Genomic DNA, 22,164 nt, shown 5'->3' on the forward strand with positions numbered 1-22,164 from the left:
TCCTTAGAGATCGGGCAGGTCGTCGTGCCACACCTGGAGGGTCGCGCCACGCACCTTGACGACCCGGACATGGGCGCCCGGCAGGAAGACCTCCTGGCCGTCGACCGCGCGGGCCTGCCACAGCTCACCGTCGATCCTGACCATCCCGTGGTCGGCGGAGACCTCCTCCACGACCAGGCCGCGGGAACCCTCGATCGCCTCGATCCCGAACGGGCGCTCCCCGGCCTCCAGGGCGGACCGGGCGTGCCGCATGATGATCGGGCGGACCGCGCCCACCGAGAGCCCGGACACCACGGCGAAGACGATCACCTGCACCACGACGCCGGCGCCGAGCGCGGCGGCGCCCGCCGCGGCCAGGGCACCGGCGGCGAAGAAGATGACCAGAATCGTCGCGGTGAAGGCCTCGGCGATCGCCAGCACGACGGCGAGGACGATCCAGAGAACGGCTTCCACACCACCGATCGTGACACGTCCATGCACATACTGCGACGTTCCAGGGTGGCGTAGCCGAATCCGGTTCGAACAGTTAGACCCATGAGTTCGCCGCAGGGGAGGAACCCACCGTGACGCTGCTACCGGAGACCGTCCGCCGGATCGACGGGATCGCCGCCCGGGCACAGTCCACCGGCCGGGCGCCGTCGCTCGCCCTCGCCGTCGTCCGCGACCGCGCCGTCCTGCACTTCGCCGGCGCCGGGGAGCAGCCGCGGCCGGACCCGAAGACCCAGTACCGGCTCGGGTCGATCACCAAGACGATCACCGCGACGCTGGTCATGCAGCTGCGCGACGAAGGGTTCTTCGCCCTCGACGACCTGCTCTACCGGCACCTGCCGGGCACCCCGATCGGCGGCGTCACCCTGCGCCAGCTGCTCGGCCACGTGTCCGGGCTGCAACGCGAGCCGGACGGCCCGTGGTGGGAGCGCCACCCCGGCGGGGACGTGGACAGGCTGCTGGCCGAGCTCACCTACGAGAAGCTGGCCGGCCCGCCGTACCGCCGCTACCGCTACTCCAACCTGGCCTACGGGCTGCTCGGCGCGGTCCTGGAACGGGTCACCGGCATGGCCTGGGCCGACCTCGCCGGCAAACGCGTCCTCGACCCGCTCGGCATGAAACGCACCACCTACGCGCCGGTCGAGCCGTACGCCCGGGGTTACGTGGTGCACTCCCTCGACGGAACCCTGCACGAGGAGCCCCGCCCGGACACCGGCGCCATGGCCCCCGCCGGGCAACTCTGGTCGACGGTCACCGACATGGCGAAATGGGCCGCCTTCCTGGCCGATCCGGCGCCCACCGTACTGGCCCGCGAGACGGTCGACGAGATGTGCGCGCCGGTCGCCATCAGCGACCTGGAGTCCTGGACCGCCGGCCACGGTCTCGGCCCGCAACTGTTCCGGGTCGGCGAACGCGTCTACGTCGGGCACGGCGGCTCCATGCCCGGCTACGTCGCCCACCTGGCCGTACACCGCCGCAGCCGGATGGGCGTCATCGTCTTCGCCAACGCCTACGGCCTCGACGGCACCGGCATCAAGGACGTCAGCCTGGAGACCCTCACCGCCGTCCTCGACAGCGAACCCACCCCGGTCCCCGCGTGGCGCCCGCCGACCGCCCCGGAGGGCGAAGCCGCCGAGATCCGCGGCCGCTGGTGGTGGATGGGCCGCGAACACTCCCTCCTGCCCGACGGCGACGCCCTGGTCATGACCGGCCCACAGCACCACACCCGCTACGTCCGCGAGGCCCCCGACCGCTGGCGCGGCGTCGCCGGCGACAACGAGGGCGAGATCCTGCGCATCCTCCGCTCCCCCGACGGCACGGCCGAACGCCTGGACATCGCCACCTTCATCCACAGCCGCGACCCCGGCCATCTCGCCTGAGAAGACCCTTTCGGCGGTACGCGTGACCCCGCCCCGCCGAACCCGGACCGTTCCGCCCGGCCGGCGCGATCTCGCCGCCACTCCAGCCCGCGACGCGGCCGCCGGGCTGAGATCGGTGGCCGGTTCGGCCGGTCCACCCGCGTCCGCCGCCCCGCACGCGGGTGGGCGGTCGCGCCTGCCCAGCCGGCCCTCGGAGCCGCCTCCCGGCCCCGGAGACAGTCCCCCACAACCGGCCCTCGGAGCCGCCTCCCGACCCCGGAGACAGTCCCCACGCCGGCCGCCCCCACCGGCCGGGAGCGGAAACCGTCCAGCCGGCACAGGGCTCCCCCTCACCACCCCCGAAACGGCTCCCACAGCCGGCCGCCTCACCGGCCGGGCCGCGCGGAGAGACCGAGGGCGAGGCCGGCAGCGACGGTGGCCATGCCGAGCCAGACCAGCGGGGCCGGGACGGGGCCGCCGAGAGCCACCCCGGTGGCCGCGGCGGAGATCGGGGCGACGCCGGTCAGCAGGCCGGCCCGGCCGGAGCCGATGCGGGCCACGCACGTGTACCAGAGCAGGAACGCGACCGCGGTGACCAGGACGGCCAGGTAGGCGGCGGCCAGCAGGTCGCCGGGGCGCAGCCGGGTGATCGCGGACGGGCCCTCGATGGTGAGGCCGATCGCGGCGAACGCGGCGGCGCCCAGCCAGGTGGTGTGCGCCGAGACCCCGAGCGGGCCGTGACGGCCCAGGACCGGGACGGCCAGCAGGGTGAAGGCGGCCTCGCAGCCGAACGTCACGAACGCCCAGAACACGCCGGTCGCGTCGGTGCGGCCGAGGCCCTGGACCAGGGCGGCGCCGGCGGTCACCACGGCGGCCGCGGCGAGGACCCGCGCGGCGGGGCGGCGGCCCTCCAGCAACGGGCCCACGGCGGCCAGCACGATCGGGACGCAGGCGACGGCCACGCCGATGACCGCGGGTTCGGCGTGCCGGGAGCCCTGGACCAGGGCCACGTTGAAGATGACCAGGCCGGTCAGGGTGACGCCGAGCAGCCAGAGCCATTCCCGGCCGCGGGGCCGCAGCACCGGAACGCCGGTCCAGCGGGCGTAGCCGAGCAGCAGCAGGCAGGCGACCGCGTACCGGGCGGCCTGGACGGTGAACAGGGGCGCGTCGGCGAGGTGGCCGGAGACCGCGACGCTGCCGCCGACGAAGACCATGCCGGCCGCCCCGGCCAGCCCGTAGCGAGCGGTCCGCGGACGGTGCGGCGGTGCGGCGGGTTCCCGAACGGTGAGTGTCATGACGAGAATCGTTCCCCCGGGTATGGTCCGGTTCGAGGGCCAATTCGAGCGGGATGAGGTGGACCAATTTCCGGTTCGGACTTTCTGCAGCTGCGGGCCGACCAGGCGCCGGCCAAAGGGCTGACCGCCTGGCTGACCGACGGGTTGCGGACGGCGATCACGGCCGGGCGGCTGGCACCGGGCGCCCGGCTGCCGGCCAGCCGGCTGCTCGCCGCGGAGCTGGGCGTCTCCCGGGGCGTGGTGGTGCAGGCCTACCAGCGGCTGACCGACGAGGGCCTGGCCGCGGCACGGACCGGGTCGGGCACGGTGGTCACCGGCAGTGGCACGGCGCTCGGGACACGGCCCGCCGGAGACCGCCGGCGGACCCTCGACGAGCTGCGCCTGCCCGTCTCCGCACCGGACGGCATCGACCTCGACCTGTCGCCGGGGGTGCCGGACCTGTCGGCGTTCCCACGGGCCGCCTGGCTGCGGGCCGAACGCGCGGTGCTGGACCGGGTCACCGCGGCGGACCTCGGCTACGGCGACCCCGGGGGCACACCACGGCTGAGGGCGGAGCTGGTCGCCTGGCTCGCCCGTACGCGTGGGGTGCGCTGTGAGGCGGACGACGTGGTCGTCACCGCCGGCGTGGCGCAAGGGCTCGCCCTGCTGGCGCATGTCCTGCGATCCCGCGGCGTCGGAGCGGTCGCGGTGGAGGACCCGGGGTCGCGCGGCGCCGCCGACCAGCTGGCGTTCTGGGGCATGGCGCAGGTGGGCGTGCCGGTCGACGGGGACGGGATGCGGGTCGGCGACCTGGCGGCGACCGGCGCCGGGGCGGCGGTGCTGACGCCGGCGCACCAGTTCCCGACCGGGGTGGTGCTGGCCCCGGAGCGCCGCCGGGAGCTGCTGGCCTGGGCGGCCGGCGGCAACCTGATCATCGAGGACGACTACGACGCCGAGCACCGCTACGACCGGGCGCCGGTGGCCGCGGTGCAGGGGCCGGCACCGGAACGGGTGGCCTATCTGGGAAGCGTCTCCAAGTCGCTCGCACCGGCGATGCGGACCGGCTGGCTGATCGCGCCGCGCCCGATGCAGACCGAGCTGCTGGCCGCCAAGCACGCCAGCGACCTGGGCAATCCGGCCCTGCCGCAGCTGGTGCTGGCCGAACTGCTGGCGTCCGGCGACTACGAGCGGCATCTACGGGCGGTACGGGCCCGGCAGCGGTCACGGCGGGACGCGCTGCTCGCCGGGTTACGCGCGCACCTGCCGGAGTTCCGGGTGGCCGGCGTCGCGGCCGGGCTGCATCTGCTGGTGCTGCTGCCGGAGACGGCCGACGACGTGGATCTGGCGGGGCGGGTCGCGGCGGCGGGCGTACTGGTGCAGCCGTTGACGTGGCACCGGCACCGGGCCGGACCGCCCGGCCTGGTGATCGGATATGCCGCCCACCCGCCGGACCGCCTCGTCGAGGCCGCCGCCCGCATCGGCAAGGCCCTCAGCCGTCCAGGCCGAGCCGGAGGCGAGCCGTCTACTCGGTGACGAAGTCGATCAGCCGTTCCATCGAGTTGACGAGCGGGGTCTCGACGTCCTTGTAGGAGCTGACCGAGGCGAGGACGCGGCGCCACATGTCGGCCGGCTCGCGGACGCCCACGGCGGCGCAGACGCCCTCCTTCCACGGGCGGCCCGGCGGGATGACCGGCCACGCCCGCAGGCCCACCCGTTCGGGTTTGACCGCCTGCCAGACGTCCACGTAGGGGTGGCCGGTGACGAGCACGTCCGGGTCGGTCACCCGGGCGACGATCCGGCTCTCCTTGGACCCCGGGACGAGATGATCGACCAGTACGCCGAGCCTGCGCGACGGTCCGGGCCGGAACGCGGCGACCGCGGCGGACAGGTCGTCGATGCCGTCCAGCGGCTCCACCACGATGCCCTCGATCCGCAGGTCGTCGCCCCAGATGCGCTCCACCAGGGCGGCGTCGTGGATGCCCTCCACCCAGATCCGGCTGGCCTTCGCCACCTGGGCTTTCACGTCGCCGACGGCGATCGACCCGGACGCGGTGACCCGGCGAGGCGCCGGGGCCCGCACCGCCGCCGGGCGGACCAGCGTGACCGGGCGGCCGTCCAGCAGGAACGCGGCCGGGGTGAGCGGGAAGTTACGGCGCTTGCCGTGCCGGTCCTCCAGGACGACGGCGCCGAGCTCGAATCCGACGACCGCGCCGCAGAACCCGGAACCGGCGTCCTCGACCACCAGATCCGGCTCGGCCGCCACCTCCGGTGTCACCTTGCGGCGGCGCCAGTCGCCCGCCAGCACATCCTCCCCATACATGCCCCGCACGGTAACGCGCGATCACGGACACACCGCCGGTGACGCTCCGGGCCGAGACAACTCTCGGCACCGGCACGTACCCTTGCTCGCATGTCACCCGCAGCCGATGCGGCCACCCGTACCGCACGCCGGTCCACCAGGTTCGTGGCCTGGGTTCGCGCCTGGCGGGCCGGTCTCGTCCCGTTCGACGAGCTGGCCGGCGAGATCGCCGCGGGCGAGGAGCACCTCGTCGCCGACGCCCCCGGCACCTGGACCGACGTGCCGCTCGGCCAAGGTCTGCCGGTCTTCGCGAAGCTGCACCCCGACGACATCCGGCTGGTGCTGCCGGCGCCCGGCGACCCGCGGGGCCTGCCCGGCCCGGGCGACCTGACCGGGGCGGCACTGCTGGCCGGGGAGGCGGTGATGACCCCGTCGTTCGGTCTGGTGCCCGAGGTCCGGTCGCACACGTCCGGCTCCGGTGTGGAGTTCTCCACGGTGCTGTGGCGGGTCCACCAGGCGCCCGAGCACCGGCCGGTGTTCCAGATGGGCGCCGCCGAGGCCGAGGCGCAGCTGACCGCGGCACTCGGCGAGGCCACCGCCCGGCTGACCAGACTCGACGTGGCGCAGTGGAAACCGGAGCTCGCCGGGGCGTTGCAGGCGCTGCGCCGCCCGGAGAGCGCCGAGACGCTGCCGCCCGGCTTCGACCCGCGGTCACGCCGGCTGTTCGCCCGGGCCAGCGTCCTCGACCAGGTGCTCGCCCTCGCCGAGACCAACGCGCCCGGCGGCGCCGTCAACGGTTACGAGGCCCAGCAGCGTGACGAGGCGCTGCGCCCGTTGACCGCCGCCTGCCGCCAGGCTCTGGTGGCCGCCTGCAACTCGCCGCTGAGCCCGTGAGCCCGGCTCCCGACCGGCACGCCCACTGCAGTTTCTGCGGCGCCCGGTTCACCCCCGGCCGGCCGTGGCCACGCCGCTGCACGGCGTGCGGTGAAATCAGCTATCTCAATCCGACGCCGGTGGCCGTGGCGGTCCAGCCGGTGGGCGCCGGCCTGCTGGCCGTTCGCCGCGGGATCGCACCGGCCCGCGGCCGGCTGGCACTGCCCGGCGGTTTCATCGACGTGGGCGAGACCTGGCAGGCCGCGGCGGTGCGGGAGCTGTTCGAGGAGACCGGGGTGGTGGCCGATCCCGGCGGTGTGCGGCTGTTCGACACGGTCAGCGCCCCGGACGGCACGATCCTCGTCTTCGGCCTGCTGCCCGCGTTGCGGAGCCCGGCCGACCTGCCGCCGGCGCCCGGCACTCCGGAGACGCTGCGGCGGGAGGTGCTCGACGGCCCGGCCGAGCTGGGCTTCAGCATCCACACGGCGATCGCTGCCCGGTATTTCACCGAGCACTCCCGCTCAGCCGATCAGGCCCGCGCCGGCTAGCTCGTCCAGGACCATCCGGATGGCGGGCGCGCACCGGCCGGCGTCCGCCGACGTGAACCAGCCGATCTCGGCGATCTCGTTGGCCGCCTCCGGCTCGCCGGCGGGTCCCGCTCCGACGAAACACACGAGACGTACGCGAGTGCCCGGCGGACGGTTGTGGGCGGGCGCGTCGATCGTGGTGAGGTGGCGCAACTCCGCCGGGTCGAGGTGCAGCCCCACCTCCTCGGCCACCTCACGCGCGGCCGCCTCGGCGTCGCTCTCCCCCGGTTCGGGTTTGCCGCCGGGCAGGTAGAAGGCGTCCGACCCGGCGGCGCGGACCACCAGGACCCGCCGCTCGCGGACACACACCCAGGCCGCCGCGTCGACCACGCCGGGGCTCGTCATACGAGCCGGAAAGGTTCGCCGGACTCGAACCGCGCCAGGTCCCCCAGGGTGAGCGGCACCGACCCGGCCAGGTCGCCGGGCAGCGCACCGGGCGGGTAGAAGGCGGCGTCCAGGGTCTCGTCGGTGACCCGCAGCAGCTCGCCGGACCAGGAGTCGACCCGGACGGCGAGGGACACGTGCTGGTACGTCGCCCCGAACACGTTGGTGTGCGGTTTCTCCCCCGAGTAGAGGGCGAACGGGGTGACCGTGTGCGCGGTCAGCCCGGTCTCCTCGAACACCTCACGGATGGCGCACTCCCGCAGCGTCTGGCCCAGCTCCATGGTCCCGGCCGGCAGCGCCCAGCGGCCGTTGTCGCTGCGCCGGATCAGCAGGACCCGGCCGCCGGGGTCGCGGAGCACCGCCCGCGCCCCGATGGTCAGCAGGACCGGCTCGTCGCCGGTGAGCGCCCGCAACCGCCCCAGATAAGAGTCTTCCCACGACGGCACGACAGGGACGCTATCGCAGAGCGCGGCCCGCCGCCCGAACACATCCCTCTGTCCGGGTGACGGGCCGGTCCGCTCAGATCTCGTCGATCAGGTCGGCCACCGAGTTGATGATCCGGGACGGCCGGTACGGGTACGTCTCGCTCTCCATCTTGCTGCTGATCCCGGTGAGCACCAGGATCGTCTCCAGCCCGGCTTCGAGACCGCACAGCACGTCGGTGTCCATCCGGTCGCCGATCATCGCGGTGGTCTCGCTGTGCGCGCCGATCGCGTTGAGCGCCGAGCGCATCATCATCGGGTTCGGCTTGCCGACGAAGTACGGCTTCACGCCGGTCGCCTTGGAGATCATCGCGGCGACCGAGCCGGCGGCCGGCAGCAGGCCCTCGTTGGACGGGCCGGTGGCGTCCGGGTTGGTGCAGATGAACCGGGACCCGGCGCTGATCAGCCGGATCGCCTTGGTGATCGCCTCGAAGCTGTAGGTGCGGGTCTCGCCGAGCACCACGTAGTCCGGCTCGAACTCGGTGAGGATGTAGCCGGCCGCGTGCATCGCGGTGGTCAGGCCGGCCTCACCGATCACGTACGCCGTACCGCCGGGCCGCTGGTCGGCGAGGAACTGCGCGGTCGCCAGCGCGGCCGTCCAGATGGAGCTCTCGTCGACGTCGAAGCCCATCCGGTACAGGCGGGCCTGGAGGTCCCGCGGCGTGTAGATGGAGTTGTTGGTGAGGATCAGGAACGGCTTCCCGGACTCCTTCATCCGGTTGACGAACTCGGGTGCGCCCGGCACCGGCTCGCCCTCGTGGACGAGGACCCCGTCCATGTCGGTGAGCCAGCTCTCGATCGCCTTGCGCTCCTTCATCGGGGTGCCTTTCGTCGCGCGGGTGGGGGGCAGCAGTCCGCCGGGCAGACGTCCCAGGTCGGCAGCGTACCGAGCGCCGTCCGTTCCTGATCATCGGTCCGCTCCTGGACGAGTTGCCGCGCCATTGCGACGAACTCGGGATGCACACCGGGTGTCGACGCCCGGGCATAGCCCAGACCGAGCCGCGCCGCGGTGTCCTTTGCCTCGTTGTCGAGGTCCCAGATGACCTCGAGGTGATCGGAGACGAAGCCGATCGGGCTGACCACCACATCGGTGACGCCCTTCTCGGCAAGGATCTCCAGGTGGTCGTTGATGTCCGGTTCCAACCATGGGATGTGCGGGGGGCCGGAGCGGCTCTGCCACACCAGGTCGTAGCCCAGATCGGCGGCGGCCGCGGCGTGCACCAGACGGGCGGTCTCCTCCAGCTGGGCGTTGTACCGCCCACCGGTGGGGCCGGCCGTCTCGGCCATGCTGACCGGGACGGAGTGGGCGGTGAAGACCAGCCGGGTGGTCCCCCGGCGGGCCGGGTCCAAGGTCCGCAGGGCTTCGCGCACCGCCTCCACGTGCGGGTTCACGAACCCGGGGTGGTCGTGGAACTGCCGCAGCTTGGTGATCCGCGGAGCCCGGGGCCCGACGTGCGCCCGGGCGGCGGCGATGTCCTCCCAGTACTGCCTGCAGGACGAATACCCGCCGTACGCGCTGGTGGCGAGCCCGAGCGCGTGCTCGACCCCGTCGTCGCGCATCTTCGCGACGGTGTCGGCCAGCATCGGATGCCAGTTGCGGTTGCCCCAGTAGGTGGGCAGGTCGATCCCGTGCGCCGCGAACTCGGCGCCGATCGCGGAGAGCAGGTCCCGGCACTGCTGATTGATCGGGGACACCCCGCCGAAGTGCATGTAGTGCTCGTACACCTCGGCGAGGCGCTCGTCCGGGACGCCGCGCCCGCGAACCACGTTGCGCAGGAACGGCATCACGTCATCGGGCTTCTCGGGGCCGCCGAAGGAGAGCAGGACGAACGCGTCGTAAACCACCCGCCCATCCTGCCACCGGAGCACGCCGCGAGCGCGTGGCAACCCCGTGGAGGTGCAGAAGCTCACCCATGGGCCACCGGGTCAGGCGGCCAGCGCGTGGTAACCCCCGTCGACGTGGACCATCTCGCCCGTGGTGGCCGGGAACCAGTCGGACAGCAGGGCGCACACGGCACGGGCGGTCGGCTCCGGGTCGGTGAGGTTCCAGCCGAGCGGCGCCCGCCGGGTCCACGCGTCCTCGAAGTCGCTGAAGCCGGGGATCGACTTGGCCGCCATGGTCCGCAGCGGCCCGGCCGACACGATGTTGCTGCGGATGCCGTGCTTGCCCAGGTACATGGCGAGGTAGCGGGACGCCGACTCGAGACCGGCCTTGGCGACGCCCATCCAGTCGTACAGCGGGTACGCCTTGGTCGCGTCGAAGGTCAGGCCGACGATGGAGCCACCCTGATCCATCATCGGCAGGCACGCCACGGCCAGCGACTTGTACGAGTACGTCGACACCTGCAGCGCCTGGGAGACCTCCTCCCAGGTGGTGTCGAGGAACGCGCCGCCGAGGGCGTTCTGCGGGGCGAAGCCGATGGAGTGGACCACGCCGTCCAGTCCGTCGACGTGCTCGCGAACCTTCCCGGCGAGGCGGTCCAGGTGCTCCTGGTTGGTCACGTCCAGCTCGATGACGGGGGCCGGCTCGGGCAGGCGCTTGGCGATCCGCTCCACCAGCGAGAGCCGGCCGAAGCCGGTGAGCACCACCTGAGCGCCGTTTTCCTGAGCCAGCTTCGCCACCGAGAAGGCGATCGAGGCGTCGGTGATGACACCGGTGACGAGCAGCCGTTTACCGGCCAGCAGTCCAGACACGAAATACTCTCCTGAAAAAGTCTCGGAAAACTCAGTGCCCCATGCCGAGGCCCCCGTCGACGGGGAGCACGGCGCCCGAGATGTACGCCGCGCTGTCGCTCGCCAGGAAGGTCACCGCGGCGGCGACCTCGTCCGCGGCGGCGAGACGACCGGCCGGGACGGCCTTGATGATCTCGGCCTTGCGCGAGTCCGGCAAGACGGCGGTCATCTCGGTCTCGATGAATCCGGGCGCCACCACGTTCGCGGTGATGTTGCGGCTGCCCAGCTCACGCGTGATGCTACGGGCCATGCCGACCAGGCCCGCCTTGCTCGCCGCATAGTTCACCTGGCCGGGTCCGCCGTACAGGCCGACGACCGACGAGATGAAGACGATGCGGCCCCAGCGGGCGCGCAGCATCTTCGAACTGGCCCGCTTCGCGCAGCGGAAGGCGCCGGTCAGGTTCGTGTCGATCACCCGCTCGAACTGCTCCTCGGACATCCGCATGAGCAGCGTGTCGTCGGTGATGCCGGCGTTCGCCACCAGCACCTCGACCGGACCGAGCTCGTTCTCCACGAAACTGAAGGCGGCGTCGACGGCCGACGAGTCGGTGATGTCGCACTGCACGCCGAACAGTCCCTCCGGCACACCGGAACCGCGGTGGGTGACGGCCACCCGGTCCCCCTGCTTGGCGAATGCCTGGGCGATGGCCAGGCCGATGCCGCGGTTTCCTCCGGTCACCAGAACGGTGCGAGCCACAACACACTCCAATCGACGGGTCATCACTCAGGGTCACGAGAGTCCCTCTGAATGGGGAGAGTATCGGCCCCGGCCGTCACGGCCGAGGGACGGTCCCGCCGACTTACACCACGTTCAGGGCAGCGCCGATTTTCTTAAGTTGCGATTAAGGAGTACAGTCCCACACGGTTCTGAGCCCGACTAGGTACGGAGGTGATCGCTGTGCGAGATAGCGATCCTCCCAGTCGTGGCCGGGACGCTCGTCAGCGTTTCGACCGCTGACACGACCCCCACCCACACGCGCCACCGGCCCTGACAAGGCCGGCCCGCCGGTGTGCGGTGGTTCTCGGCCGCGAAGTGACCTACGTCCGTAGCTCAGTCACCAGCGGAAGACGGTTCCATCATGAAGAAGATCGTCGCGCCCCTCGGTTTCACCCTGCTCTCGGCCTGGGTTGTCGTGCTCTTCGTACTCGCGCACAACACTCCCTAAGGCAGCCGGGACGTCCACAACAGACTCATCGCCGCACCGGCCAACCCGAGCAGCAGGCCCGCGGCGGCATACCACTGCGTCACCTCGCGTGGCTCGGTGCGATGCCCGATCGAGCTGCCCATGTCCTCGTACACCTGCTTGAGCTCGCTCACCGACGCGGCCTCGTAGAAGTAGCCCTTGGTCTGCTCGGCCAGTTCCTGCAGCGACTGCCGGTCCACCGGCACCCGCTGCACCGAGCCGCGGATGTCCACCACACCCGCGTCGGTGCCGAACGCGATCGTCGACACCGGCACGTTGGCCTGCGCCGACGCGGTCGCCGCGTCCTCGATCGAGCGGCCCGACGTGCGATAACCGTCGGAGAGCAGCACGATCCGGGCCGGCGGGGCGCCGTCCGCGCCGTCCGCCGGCACCGTCCGGATCGCGTCCAGCGAAGTGAACACCGCCTCACCGGTGGCGGTCGCCTCGGCAAGCGTCAGCCCGTCGATCGCGGAGATCACCGCGGACCGGTCCTTGGTCGGCGCGACCAGCACGTTCGCCGCCTTCGCGAACGACACCAGGCCCAGGTTGTAGGTGGGCGGCAACTCGGCCACGAACGCCTTCGCCGCCTCCTGCGCCGCCTCGATCCGGCTCGGCGCCACATCCTCCGCCTGCATCGACAGCGACACGTCGATGGCGAGCATCACGGTGGCCCGCTCCAGCGGCTCCTCGGTGTCCACCGACGGGCGGGCGGTCGCCGCCGCCAGGGCGCCCAGCATCAGCAGGAACGCGCCCGCCGACACGTGCCGCCGCCAGCCCAGGCCCTTCGGCGCCAGGGTGCGGAGCAGGTCGACGTTGGTGAAACGCATCGCGTACTGCCGCTTGCGAAACTGCCGCCAGACATACAGCCCGGCCATGGCCAGGACCGGCAGCAGGGTCAGCAGCCACCACGGCTCCAGAAAACGGATCATCGTGTGGTCCCTCGGGTACGGGCGTGGCGCTGAGCGGCCACGAAGCGGACCATGTCGAGCAGCCAGTCGGTGTCGGTGCGCAGCCGCAGGTGGGCCGCGCCGGCCGCCCGCAACGCACGGGCGATGGCGGCGCGCTGCTCACCCGCCGCCTCGGCGTACCGCCGGCGCAGGTTCGGATCGGCGGTCTGCACCTCGTGCAGCATCCCGGACTCCGGATCGGCCAGGGTCAGCACCCCGACGTCCGGCAGCTCCAGCTCACGCGGGTCGACCACCTCGATGGCCAGCACGTCGTGCCGGACACCCAGCTTGCGCACCGGACGGGCCCAGCCCTCCACCGGCGCCAGGAAGTCGGAGATCACCACTGCCACACCACGGCGCCGGGGCGGCCGGTTCAGCATGTCGATCAGCTCGCCCAGGTCGGCGCGGCCGGGCCTGGTCCGCGTCCCGGCGATCGCCCGCAGCAGGCCCTGCGCCTCCTTGCGGCCGGCCCGCGCGGGCAGCCGCAGAACCGGGGCCGCCGGGCCCGGCTCACCCGCCGTCGCCGCCTTCCGGCGCCACCAGCTCCGGCTCACGTCACTCTCCGGTACGCCGGACCCGGTGCCCACCACGGCGCCGATCCGGTTGCCGCCCCGCACGGTGAGATGGGCCATCGCGGTCGCGGCCGCGATCACCAGGTCCCGCTTGAGCCACTTCGCGGTGCCGAAGTCCAGGCTCGCCGACAGGTCCACGGCCAGCCACGTCTCCAGCTCACGATCGGCCACCGTGCGGCGCACGTGCGGCATCGTGGTCCGGGCCGTCACCGGCCAGTCCATCCGGCGCACGTCGTCGCCCGGCCGGTACTCCCGCGACTCGCCCGCCTCGCTGCCCGGGCCGGGCAGCAGACCGGCGTAGTCACCCTGCAGCAGGCCGTCCAGTTTCCGGGTGACCAGCAGCTGCAGCTTGGCCAGGACGGCCTCGGCCCGGGCCGCCTCCTCCGGGGCGAGCGCCGCCGCCGTACCGGGCCTCGTCACGCCGGTGTCTCCCCCGCCGGGCCCGGGCGCCCGCCGCCCGGGAAACCGTCGCAGGCCCCGCCCGGCCGCCGCTCGGTGCAGCCGGTCATGGCTGTACCTGCTTGGCCATGCCCGCCCGGCCCTCGCGTGCGAGGCCGTTGTCCGCTGCGGCCAGGTGCCGCTCGGTGCAGCCGGTCATGGCTGTACCTGCTTGGCCATGCCCGCCCGGCCCTCGCGTGCGAGGCCGTTGTCCGCTGCGGCCAGGTGCCGCTCGGTGCAGCCGGTCATGGCTGTACCTGCTTGGCCATGCCCGCCCGGCCCTCGCGTGCAAGGCCGTTGTCCGCTGCGGCCAGGTGCCGCTCGGTGCAGCCGGTCATGGCTGTACCTGCTTGGCCATGCCCGCCCGGCCCTCGCGTGCAAGGCCGTTGTCCGCTGCGGCCAGGTGCCGCTCGGTGCAGCCGGTCATGGCTGGCCGGGCTGTCCGGGCTGGCCCAGCGGGCCGTGCCGGCCGGGCTGTGCGGGCTGGCCCAGCGGGCCGTGCCGGCCGGGCTGTGCGGGCTGGCCCAGCGGGCCGGGTTGTGCGGGCCAGGGGCCGCTCGGTGGCGCCGGGCGCCCGTTGTCGAACACGGCGGGGACACCGCTGGTCGGCTGCACCCCGGCCGGTCCGGCCACGTACTGCGCGGGCTGCGGCTGACCGGACGGCAGCGCGGTCAGCGGGCCGGGCGGGACCGGGCGGTCCCCGTTCGGCCCGGCGCCCTGACGCGAGGACACCTGCGGCGGCGGCACGGTCTGCATGATCCGGGCCACGATGTGGTCGGCCGGGATGTCGTCGGCCAGCGCGTCGTAGCTGAGCACCAGCCGGTGCCGCAGAATGTCCGGCGCGATGTCCTGCACGTCCTGGGGCAGCGCGTAGTCACGGCCGCGCAGCAGCGCCAGCGCCCGGGTCGCCCGGACGATGCCGAGCGAGGCACGCGGGCTCGCACCGTACTGGATCAGCTGGGCCACGTCCGGCATGCCGTGCTGCGCGGGGGCGCGGGTCGCGAGCACCAGCCGGACCGTGTAGTCGACCAGCGCGTTGTGCACGAACACCTGGTCGGCGCGGCCCTGGAGGGCGAGCAGGTCGGCCGGGGTGAAGACCTGCTTCGGCTCGGGGGCGCTCACCCCCATCCGGTAGACGATCTCCCGTTCCTCGGTGTCCGTCGGGTAGCCCACCAGGATCTTCATGAGGAAGCGGTCCCGCTGCGCCTCCGGCAGCGGGTAGACGCCCTCCTGCTCGATCGGGTTCTGAGTGGCCATCACCAGGAACGGGTCGGGCACGTCGTAGCTCTTGCCGCCGATCGACACCTGGTGCTCGGCCATCACCTCGAGCAGCGCCGACTGCACCTTGGCGGGCGCCCGGTTGATCTCGTCGGCCAGCAGGAAGTTGACGAACACCGGGCCGAGCTCCACGTCGAACTGCTCACTCGACTGCCGGTAGATCCTGGTGCCCACGATGTCGGCCGGCACCAGGTCCGGAGTGAACTGCACCCGGGAGAACGTCCCGCCGATCACCTTGGCCAGCGTCTCCACCGCGAGGGTCTTGGCCACGCCGGGCACACCCTCCAGCAGGCAGTGACCGCGGGCCAGCAGGGCCACGAACATCCGCTCGACCATCCGGTCCTGGCCCACGATGACCCGCTTGACCTCGAACATCGCGCGCTCGAGCTGCGACGCGTCGTGTGCCGGGGGCACGGGCGCCCCGGCTCCGGCGCTCGTCTCGGTCTCGGGCGTGCTCGGCTGCGCCACCAGTCCTCCACAACGGTCGAGAAACGCCGGCTCTTCGACGCCGACGCTCAAGACTTACACGACATACGACAACACACGGCTGAGAGGTTCCTAAGAGCCGAATCCACTGGCGCCGCCGCCACAGCCTAGAGGTCCGGTCACACGGTTCACGCGCGAGCGAGGCGAGGTCCGGGCGCCGCCCGGGCCGCGTGATCCACGCGACCGGGCCGGATCGGCCCGTCATCGTCCCGGGTCCGGGGATCGGCGCAGCCCACGGCGCCGAGGACCGACGATGTTGATCTTTCTGCGCGATCCGCCGGATCGGGCACGCTCACCGGGTGGATGCGCGACCATGTGATGCGTGTAGCATTTGGCTCGTCGCCGGGCGGCTTCCCCCGTGGCCGCCCGGCGCTCAAACTCCCGTTCCGTAAGGTTTACGGCATGGTCGAGGAGATCGCTCCCCAGTGTTCCGCCAAGGGCTGTCGTGCGCCCGCCGCCTGGCGCCTGCGGTGGAACAACCCGAAGATCCACACTCCGGAGCGGCGGAAGACCTGGCTGGCCTGCGACGAGCACCGGCCCACCCTCGGATCGTTCCTGGAAGCCCGTGGGTTCTTGCGTGAGGTCGAACCCTTCGCCTCGTCGGGAGGTGCGATCGTCTCGTAGGGTCGAGTGGTGAGCGAGCCGTCCGCGCAAACCGTCGTCGATGCCCTGGAACCCTGGCCGAACACCGTCGTCTGGCGCCCCGTCTCCAGCCGGCTGATCATCGTGCATCTGATCGGCGTCGCCGGCTGGACCGTCGTGCTGCTCGGCGGCCTGATCGCCGGCAAGCTCGTCACCGGCCACGACGCCTGGCTGTTCGGGATGGCCGCCGTCGCCGTCCTCAGCCTGTGGCGGGCCGGGGTCGCCGTCCGCGCGGTCCGCGCCTGGGGTTACGCCGAACGCGACAACGACCTGCTGGTGCGGCACGGCCTCGTGGTGCGCCACCTGTCCATCGTGCCGTACGCGCGAATGCAGTTCGTGGACGTCACCGCCGGCCCGCTGGAACGCGCGTTCGGGCTGGCCACCGTGCAGTTGCACACGGCCGCCGCGGCCAGCAACGCCCGGGTGCCCGGGCTGCCCCCGGATGAGGCGGCCCGCCTCCGGGACCGGCTCACCGCCCTCGGCGAGGACCGGGCCGAGGGACTGTGAACGACACCGGGATTCCCCAGTCCGGCGCTCCGGGCGTACCGGAAACGGGTGTGGAGATCGAGCCGCGCAAGCGGCTGCACCCGCTGAGCCCGCTGCTGAAAGGCGCCAAGAGCATCGTCGTGATCGTCGCGGCGCTCTCCTGGCAGACCCTGGGGCAGATCGGGCCGACCGACTTCGCGCTGATCGTGCTGGCCCTCGCGGTCGGCGTGGTGATCTTCTCGGGGGTCGGCTGGTGGAACACCGGCTACCACGTCGTCGCCCGGGAGCTGCGGATCACCGAGGGCCTCGTCTGGCGGCGCAACCGGGCCATCCCGCTCGACCGGCTCCAGGCCGTGGAGTTGCGCCGGCCGCTGCTCGCCCAGCTCACCGGCCTCGCCGAGCTGCGGCTCGAGGTGGTCGGCGGCAGCAAGGCCGAGGCGCCGCTCGCCTACCTGACCGTCCGCGACGCGGCCGCGCTGCGGGAGCGGCTGCTGGCGATCTCCGGCCGGGCCGTCCCGGCGGCCGTCGCGGACACCGCCGGAGCCGAGCCGGCGCCGCTCTACCGGGTGCGCAACCAGGACCTGCTGATCGGCCAGTTGCTCACCCCACAGGCGATCTTCCTGCCGTTCGGCGTGGCCTGGGTGATCACCCAGTTCGTCCTGGACGGCTCGTGGACGTTCATCGGCATCGCCAGCACGGTCACCGCGATGGCCGGTGTCATCCTGCAGCCGATCCGCCGGGTGCTGCGCGACTGGGACTTCCGGCTGGCCCGCGACGGCGGCGAACGCCTGGTGCTGCACTACGGTCTCACCGAGACGCGCAGCCAGGTGGTGCCGCCGCACCGGGTCCAGACGGTCCGGGTCACCTGGCCGTTCCTGTGGCGCGCCAAACGGTGGGTGCACCTGCGGCTCGACATCGCCGGCCTGTCCGGCCCCGAGCCGGGCGACGACCGGAGCTCCGACCGTCTCATGCCGGTCGGCGACCTGCCGACCGCCCGCGCCCTGATCGCCGCGACCCTCCCCGGCGTCGATCTGGCCACCCTCGCCACCTCGCCGCCGCCGCCGCAGGCCCGCTGGCTGCATCCCTTCGGGCTGCGCTTCATGGGCGCGGGCCTGTCCGCCGACGTCTTCGTCTCCCGCGCCGGGCGGGTCACCCGGGAGATGACCCTCATCCCGTACGCCCGGCTGCAGAGCGTCCGCGTCGTCCAGGGTCCGCTCCAGCGCCGGCTGGGCCTGGCCACGGTGTATGCCGACACGGCGGGCGGCCACGCCGGTGAGGCCCGCGACCGTCACCTGGCCGAGGCCTACGCCATCGCCGACCAGCTCGCCGTCCGGGCCCGTCAGGCCCGCACCCGGCCGGCCCCGTCAGTGCCGTCGTCCGTCGCGGGGCCCGGCGGGGTCACGTCGTCCCCGGACGGCGTCGCCGTGCCCTCGGCCCTCGCGGCGGCCGGCCCCGCCGGCGCGGTCGGCCCCTCCGCTGCGGCCAGACCCTCCAGCACGGCCGGCCCCTCCGGCGCGGCCAGCCCCTCCGGCGCGGCGGACCATTCCGGCTCAGGGGACCATTCCGGCGCGGCGGCCGCGGGAGACCCCGGCACTGCGGCGGGAGCGACCACGGCGGCTTCCGGCCCAGCGACGGGCCCAGCGAAGGGACCAGCCGGGGCAGCTTCCGGCCCAGCGACGGGGACGGCCGGCGAGCGCGGGGCGAGTCCGGTTGCGGACGGAACGGACGTGGGCGCCGATCAGACGTTCTGGCAGCGGCCCGAACGGCCGTAAGCTTTGGCGATGGAGCTCCCGGAGTTCGCGCCCGGCCTCACCGCCCGGGTCGAGTTGACGGTCACCGACGCCGACACCGCCCAGTCCCTCGGCTCCGGCGACGTGCCGGTGCTCGGCACGCCCCGGGTTCTCGCCCTGGCCGAGGCGGCGACGGTCGCCGCGACCGCCCGCCAGATCCCCGGCGGGATCACCACGGTCGGCACCCGGGCGGAGGTCGAGCACCGGGCGCCCACCCCGCTGGGCCGCCGGGTCGTCGCGCAGGCCACGCTGACCAAGGTGGACGGGCGCAAGCTGCTGTTCGAGGTGACGGTTCACGACGGCGAGCTGCTGGTGGCCGAGGTCCGGCTGGAACGCGCCGTCCTCGACCGTCAGCGTTTCATCGCCCGCGCCTTCGGCGACTGACGGACCCGGCCGCCCGGCCCGTCGCCGGCACCGGGAAGGACCCGGCCTTTCCGGCAGGACGAGGCCACGCGGGGCAGGACCAGGCCACGCGGGCCAGGACCAGGCCACGCGGGCCAGGACCAAGCCACGCGGGCCAGGACCAAGCGGTTCAGGGCAGGGAACAGCGACGCGGCCACTCTGGGAGGGCTGACATCGGCCTGCTCCGGGCGTACCGGGAAAAGGGTTTGAGCGGACCGCTCAGCCGTCGCCCCATCGGGCCCTGAGTTCCGCCGGGGTGGGCATGGCGACGGCGCCGCCCTGGCGTTCGCAGACGAGGCCGGCCACCGACAGGGCGTAGGCGACGGCGTCCGCCGTGGTGGGGCCGCCGTCGGTGAGGAGCCGGCTGATCAGGGCGGCCATCACCGAGTCGCCGGCGCCGGTGGCGTCGACGGCGGCGACCTTCGGGGCGGGCAGGGTGACGGCGCCGCCGGCGGTGGCCAGATGGGCGCCCCGTGCGCCGCAGGTGACCACGACGGTGGCCGCGCCGAGGGAGCGGATGTGTGCGGCGGCGGCCGCCGGGTCGGCTTCGCCGTAGAGGGTGACCGCGTCGGCGGCGCTGAGTTTGACCAGGTCGGCGGTGGCGAAGAACTCTTCGGCGAGGTCGCGGAGCGCGGCCACGGCGGTGCTGTCGGGCAGCAGGGTGGGGCGGACGTTCGGGTCGAAGACGCGCAGCGGGCCGGGCGTGGACCAGGCGGCCCGGGCGGCGTCGGCGAACGGGCGGCGGAGCAGGCAGATCGAGCCGGTGTAGAGGACCGCCGCGCCGGCCACCTCGTCCAGGTCCAGGTCGCCGGGGGAGAGGAGGGCGTAGGACGGGGGCTCGCCGTAGAAGGTGAACGTCGGTTCGGCGCCTTCGAAGGTGGTCACGGCGAGGGTGGTGGGGACGGGCACCCGGCGGACCCCTCGATCGCCGACGCCCGTCTCGCGGAGGAAGGCGGCGATCCGGTCGCCGAGCGTGTCGTCGCTGAGGGCGCCGGCGTAGCGGGCCTCGCCGCCGAGCCGGGCGACACCGACGGCGACGTTGAGCGGCGCGCCGCCGATCGCCTGGCGGTAGACGCGTTCGCCGTCGAGGTCTGCCTCGAGCAGGTCGATCAGCGCCTCGCCCATCACCATCGCGTAGCCCATGTCCCGGCTCCCTTCCGCGTTCGCGTCAGCCTCTCATCCGGCCCGGGGCCCGCCAAAGGCGAGCGGCACCGGTGGGCCAGGACTCAAGATTGGCAGGCTGATATAGGTGAATTTGGGACAATTGCCGGATGAATGGTCGACTTTTCGCCCTCGCCGCTCCTCTCGCGCTCAGCCTGCTCGCGCCCGCCGCCGCGAACGCCGCCGGCCCCGATCACGAGACCGAGGGCACGTTCAAACGCTGGCGCCAGGGCGCCACCGCGATCACTTATCAGCCCGCGTCGGTCCCGCAAGGCGCGCGGGCCGAGGTCTCGGTCACCAGAACCCGTTCCGGAGTACGCGTGAAGCTGCTCACCACCGGTCTCGTCCCGGGCCGGGCCTACGGGGCGCATCTGCACACCAGCCCGTGCGGGAAGGACCCGGCCGCCGCGGGCCCGCACTACCAGAACCGCCTCGACCCGGCCGCCGGCCCGGGACGCCCGTCGGTCGATCCGGCGTACGCGAATCCGCGCAACGAGATCTGGCTGGACTTCACCGCCGACCGCAACGGGGTGGGCCGCGCGGTCAGCACCCAGGACTGGCACTTCGACGCGAAACGGCCCCCGTGGTCGCTGGTGCTGCACGCCGAGCACACGCACACCGGTCCGGGAGTGGCGGGCACCGCGGGAGCCCGGCTGGCCTGCCTGACCAGGGAAGCGGTCGCCGCGTACGGCGAGGGGCGCGCCCGCTGACCCCGAGCCCCCGGCCCGGCCCTGCCGGGCCGGACGGCTCAGGCGGTAACGTCGGTGCCACCCAGAACGGAGGCACCCACGATGGCCGAGAACAGCGGCAACCAGCCCACGCCGAAGACCGAGTCGCACGACCCGGATTTCCCCGAGGCGTTCCTGACCTTCATGCGCCAGGGCTGGCGGGAGGACCCGCTCACCGTCACCGCCCTGCCCGAGGTGCCGAACTACGCGAAGCGGCGGGCCGCGCTCTCCGAGGCGTTCCCCGGTGAGACGCTCGTCATCCCCAGCGGCAACGAGAAGGTGCGGGCCAACGACACCGACTACCACTTCCGCCCGGGCAGCGACTTCTTCTACCTGACCGGCGACCGCGACCCGGACAGTGTGCTGATCCTGCACCCGAGTGGCTCGGGTCACGACGCGGTGCTCTACACCCGGCAGCGCAACTCGAAGGACACCGACCGGTTCTTCCGGGACCGCAACGGCGAGCTGTGGGTCGGGCGCACGCACACCCTGACGGAGAAGTCGGCCGAGCTGGGCCTGCCGACCGCCGCCCTCGGTGACCTCGGCCCGGCGCTGGCCGGATCGGCGCCGGGGCGGACCCGGGTGCTGCGCGGTCTGGACCCGCATGTGGATCGCGCCGTCCTGCCGTACGAGCCGGATCGCTCCAAACTCCGCGACCGTGAGCTGGCCCGGGTGATCTCCGAGCTGAAGCTGGTCAAGGACGAGTGGGAGATCGGCCAGCTCCAGGCCGCGATCGACGCCACCGTGCTCGGGTTCGAGGACGTGGCCCGCATCTTGCCGGCCGATCGGGGCGTCAAGGAGCGGCTGCTGGAAGGCGTGTTCGGGCTGCGCGCCCGGCACGACGGCAACGATGTCGGCTACACGTCGATCGTGGGCGCCGGCCCGCACGCGACGATCCTGCACTGGGTGCGCAACACCGGTGTGACGAAGCCGGGTGAGCTGCTGCTGATGGACATGGGTGTGGAGGGCGACAACCTCTACACCGCCGACGTGACGCGGACCGTTCCGGTCAACGGCACGTTCACCCCGCTCCAGCGGCAGGTGTACGACATCGTCCACGCCTCTCAGGAGGCCGGCATGGCCGCGATCAAGCCGGGCGCGGTGTTCCGGGACGTGCACAAGGTGTGCATGCGGGTGCTCGCCGAGGGCCTGCACGACCTCGGGCTGCTGCCGGTGAGCGTGGACCAGGCGATGGCCGACGACAGCACGATCTACCGGCGGTGGACGCTGCACGGCTTCGGTCACATGCTCGGCATCGACGTGCACGACTGCTCGGCGGCGCGCAACGAGACGTACCGGGAGGGCGTGCTGAAGGAGGGCTACGTGCTCACGGTGGAGCCGGGCCTCTACTTCCAGCCGGAGGACGACCTGGTGCCGGAGGAGTTGCGCGGCGTCGGCGTCCGGATCGAGGACGACGTCCTGGTCACCGCGGACGGCTGCCGCAACCTGTCGGACGGGCTGCCGCGCTCCTCCGGCGAGGTGGAGCAGTGGCTCGCCGCACAGCGTGCGGCCGGTCCTCGCCTGCCCGGCTGATCCGCCTGGGTGGCGGCCCCGGTCGACGCGCTGAGCGC

The 22,164-nt window shown here is 73.1% G+C and carries 21 protein-coding genes and 2 pseudogenes; 10 read left to right on the plus strand and 13 right to left on the minus strand.

Going from position 1 to position 22,164, the window contains the following annotated elements:
* Window positions 1-3: 3 nt before the first annotated feature.
* Window positions 4-453 (minus strand): NfeD family protein, encoded by a 450-nt coding sequence (locus AB0I88_RS28405; RefSeq protein ID WP_361031064.1) that lies wholly within the window; start codon window positions 451-453, stop codon window positions 4-6.
* Window positions 454-563: 110 nt separating this feature from the next.
* On the opposite strand from AB0I88_RS28405, the gene AB0I88_RS28410 reads away from it, so the two are divergent.
* On the plus strand, window positions 564-1,868 hold the full coding sequence (locus tag AB0I88_RS28410; protein WP_361031067.1) for a serine hydrolase domain-containing protein: 1,305 nt from the start codon (window positions 564-566) through the stop codon (window positions 1,866-1,868).
* Window positions 1,869-2,233: 365 nt separating this feature from the next.
* On the opposite strand, the gene AB0I88_RS28415 is transcribed toward AB0I88_RS28410, so the two are convergent.
* Window positions 2,234-3,142 carry a DMT family transporter gene (locus AB0I88_RS28415; protein ID WP_361031070.1) on the minus strand — a complete coding sequence of 303 codons (909 nt, stop codon included), beginning with the start codon at window positions 3,140-3,142 and terminating at the stop codon, window positions 2,234-2,236.
* A gap of 144 nt (window positions 3,143-3,286) precedes the next feature.
* On the opposite strand from AB0I88_RS28415, the gene AB0I88_RS28420 reads away from it, so the two are divergent.
* Window positions 3,287-4,654, plus strand: a complete 1,368-nt coding sequence (locus tag AB0I88_RS28420; protein ID WP_361031073.1) for a PLP-dependent aminotransferase family protein — start codon at window positions 3,287-3,289, stop codon at window positions 4,652-4,654.
* Here AB0I88_RS28420 and AB0I88_RS28425 read toward each other — a convergent pair.
* Window positions 4,644-5,441, minus strand: coding sequence for a DUF3097 domain-containing protein (locus AB0I88_RS28425; protein ID WP_361031076.1), 798 nt, complete (start codon window positions 5,439-5,441; stop codon window positions 4,644-4,646). The genes AB0I88_RS28420 and AB0I88_RS28425 overlap by 11 nt on opposite strands.
* A 90-nt stretch (window positions 5,442-5,531) precedes the next feature.
* On the opposite strand from AB0I88_RS28425, the gene AB0I88_RS28430 reads away from it, so the two are divergent.
* Window positions 5,532-6,314 (plus strand): hypothetical protein, encoded by a 783-nt coding sequence (locus AB0I88_RS28430; protein ID WP_361031079.1) that lies wholly within the window; start codon window positions 5,532-5,534, stop codon window positions 6,312-6,314.
* Window positions 6,311-6,841, plus strand: coding sequence for an NUDIX domain-containing protein (locus AB0I88_RS28435; protein ID WP_361031082.1), 531 nt, complete (start codon window positions 6,311-6,313; stop codon window positions 6,839-6,841). Before AB0I88_RS28430 ends, AB0I88_RS28435 begins: the two co-directional genes overlap by 4 nt.
* On the opposite strand, the gene AB0I88_RS28440 is transcribed toward AB0I88_RS28435, so the two are convergent.
* From AB0I88_RS28440 to AB0I88_RS28480, 9 genes and pseudogenes are all read right to left on the minus strand, one after another.
* A complete protein-coding gene (locus AB0I88_RS28440) occupies window positions 6,815-7,225 on the minus strand; it encodes an NUDIX domain-containing protein (protein ID WP_361031085.1) in 411 nt (136 codons plus the stop codon). The two genes, AB0I88_RS28435 and AB0I88_RS28440, sit on opposite strands and share 27 nt — an antisense overlap.
* The gene (locus AB0I88_RS28445; RefSeq protein ID WP_361031088.1) at window positions 7,222-7,710 is read right to left on the minus strand and encodes an NUDIX domain-containing protein; all 489 of its coding nucleotides are present in this window, start codon (window positions 7,708-7,710) and stop codon (window positions 7,222-7,224) included. Before AB0I88_RS28445 ends, AB0I88_RS28440 begins: the two co-directional genes overlap by 4 nt.
* A gap of 73 nt (window positions 7,711-7,783) precedes the next feature.
* Window positions 7,784-8,563 (minus strand): HAD-IIA family hydrolase, encoded by a 780-nt coding sequence (locus tag AB0I88_RS28450; protein ID WP_361031091.1) that lies wholly within the window; start codon window positions 8,561-8,563, stop codon window positions 7,784-7,786.
* Window positions 8,560-9,591, minus strand: coding sequence for a ferrochelatase (locus AB0I88_RS28455; RefSeq protein ID WP_361031094.1), 1,032 nt, complete (start codon window positions 9,589-9,591; stop codon window positions 8,560-8,562). Before AB0I88_RS28455 ends, AB0I88_RS28450 begins: the two co-directional genes overlap by 4 nt.
* An 81-nt stretch (window positions 9,592-9,672) precedes the next feature.
* The gene (gene fabI / locus AB0I88_RS28460) at window positions 9,673-10,440 is read right to left on the minus strand and encodes an enoyl-ACP reductase FabI (protein ID WP_361031097.1); all 768 of its coding nucleotides are present in this window, start codon (window positions 10,438-10,440) and stop codon (window positions 9,673-9,675) included.
* A 31-nt stretch (window positions 10,441-10,471) separates the two neighbouring features.
* A complete protein-coding gene (gene fabG / locus AB0I88_RS28465; protein ID WP_361031100.1) occupies window positions 10,472-11,176 on the minus strand; it encodes a 3-oxoacyl-ACP reductase FabG in 705 nt (234 codons plus the stop codon).
* Window positions 11,177-11,641: 465 nt separating this feature from the next.
* On the minus strand, window positions 11,642-12,592 hold the full coding sequence (locus AB0I88_RS28470) for a VWA domain-containing protein (protein WP_361031103.1): 951 nt from the start codon (window positions 12,590-12,592) through the stop codon (window positions 11,642-11,644).
* Window positions 12,589-13,602, minus strand: a complete 1,014-nt coding sequence (locus AB0I88_RS28475) for a DUF58 domain-containing protein (protein WP_361031106.1) — start codon at window positions 13,600-13,602, stop codon at window positions 12,589-12,591. The genes AB0I88_RS28470 and AB0I88_RS28475 overlap by 4 nt, the downstream gene beginning before the upstream one ends.
* A gap of 735 nt (window positions 13,603-14,337) precedes the next feature.
* Window positions 14,338-15,366: pseudogene (locus AB0I88_RS28480) on the minus strand (MoxR family ATPase); the annotation flags it as partial.
* A gap of 420 nt (window positions 15,367-15,786) precedes the next feature.
* Here AB0I88_RS28480 and AB0I88_RS28485 point away from each other — a divergent pair.
* The 4 genes and pseudogenes from AB0I88_RS28485 to AB0I88_RS28500 all read left to right on the plus strand — a co-directional run bounded on the left by AB0I88_RS28485 (window position 15,787) and on the right by AB0I88_RS28500 (window position 18,686).
* Complete coding sequence (locus AB0I88_RS28485; RefSeq protein ID WP_361031109.1) at window positions 15,787-16,008, plus strand: hypothetical protein; 222 nt, start codon at window positions 15,787-15,789, stop codon at window positions 16,006-16,008.
* A gap of 9 nt (window positions 16,009-16,017) precedes the next feature.
* Entirely contained in the window at window positions 16,018-16,533 is a 516-nt protein-coding gene (locus AB0I88_RS28490; protein ID WP_361031111.1) for a PH domain-containing protein, read from the plus strand.
* Window positions 16,534-16,544: 11 nt separating this feature from the next.
* A pseudogene (locus AB0I88_RS28495) lies at window positions 16,545-17,861 on the plus strand (PH domain-containing protein); the annotation flags it as partial.
* 426 nt (window positions 17,862-18,287) lie between these two features.
* Window positions 18,288-18,686, plus strand: a complete 399-nt coding sequence (locus AB0I88_RS28500) for a hotdog domain-containing protein (protein WP_361031114.1) — start codon at window positions 18,288-18,290, stop codon at window positions 18,684-18,686.
* Between the two features lie 237 nt (window positions 18,687-18,923).
* On the opposite strand, the gene AB0I88_RS28505 is transcribed toward AB0I88_RS28500, so the two are convergent.
* On the minus strand, window positions 18,924-19,847 hold the full coding sequence (locus tag AB0I88_RS28505) for a carbohydrate kinase (RefSeq protein ID WP_361031117.1): 924 nt from the start codon (window positions 19,845-19,847) through the stop codon (window positions 18,924-18,926).
* A 128-nt stretch (window positions 19,848-19,975) separates the two neighbouring features.
* Here AB0I88_RS28505 and AB0I88_RS28510 point away from each other — a divergent pair, with 128 nt between their 5' ends.
* Window positions 19,976-20,575, plus strand: a complete 600-nt coding sequence (locus AB0I88_RS28510; protein WP_361031120.1) for a superoxide dismutase — start codon at window positions 19,976-19,978, stop codon at window positions 20,573-20,575.
* An 81-nt stretch (window positions 20,576-20,656) separates the two neighbouring features.
* A complete protein-coding gene (locus tag AB0I88_RS28515) occupies window positions 20,657-22,126 on the plus strand; it encodes an aminopeptidase P family protein (protein ID WP_361031123.1) in 1,470 nt (489 codons plus the stop codon).
* Window positions 22,127-22,164: the final 38 nt, after the last annotated feature.

Origin of the sequence: Actinoplanes sp. NPDC049802, from assembly GCF_040656595.1 — a bacterium.
GTDB lineage: Bacteria > Actinomycetota > Actinomycetes > Mycobacteriales > Micromonosporaceae > Actinoplanes.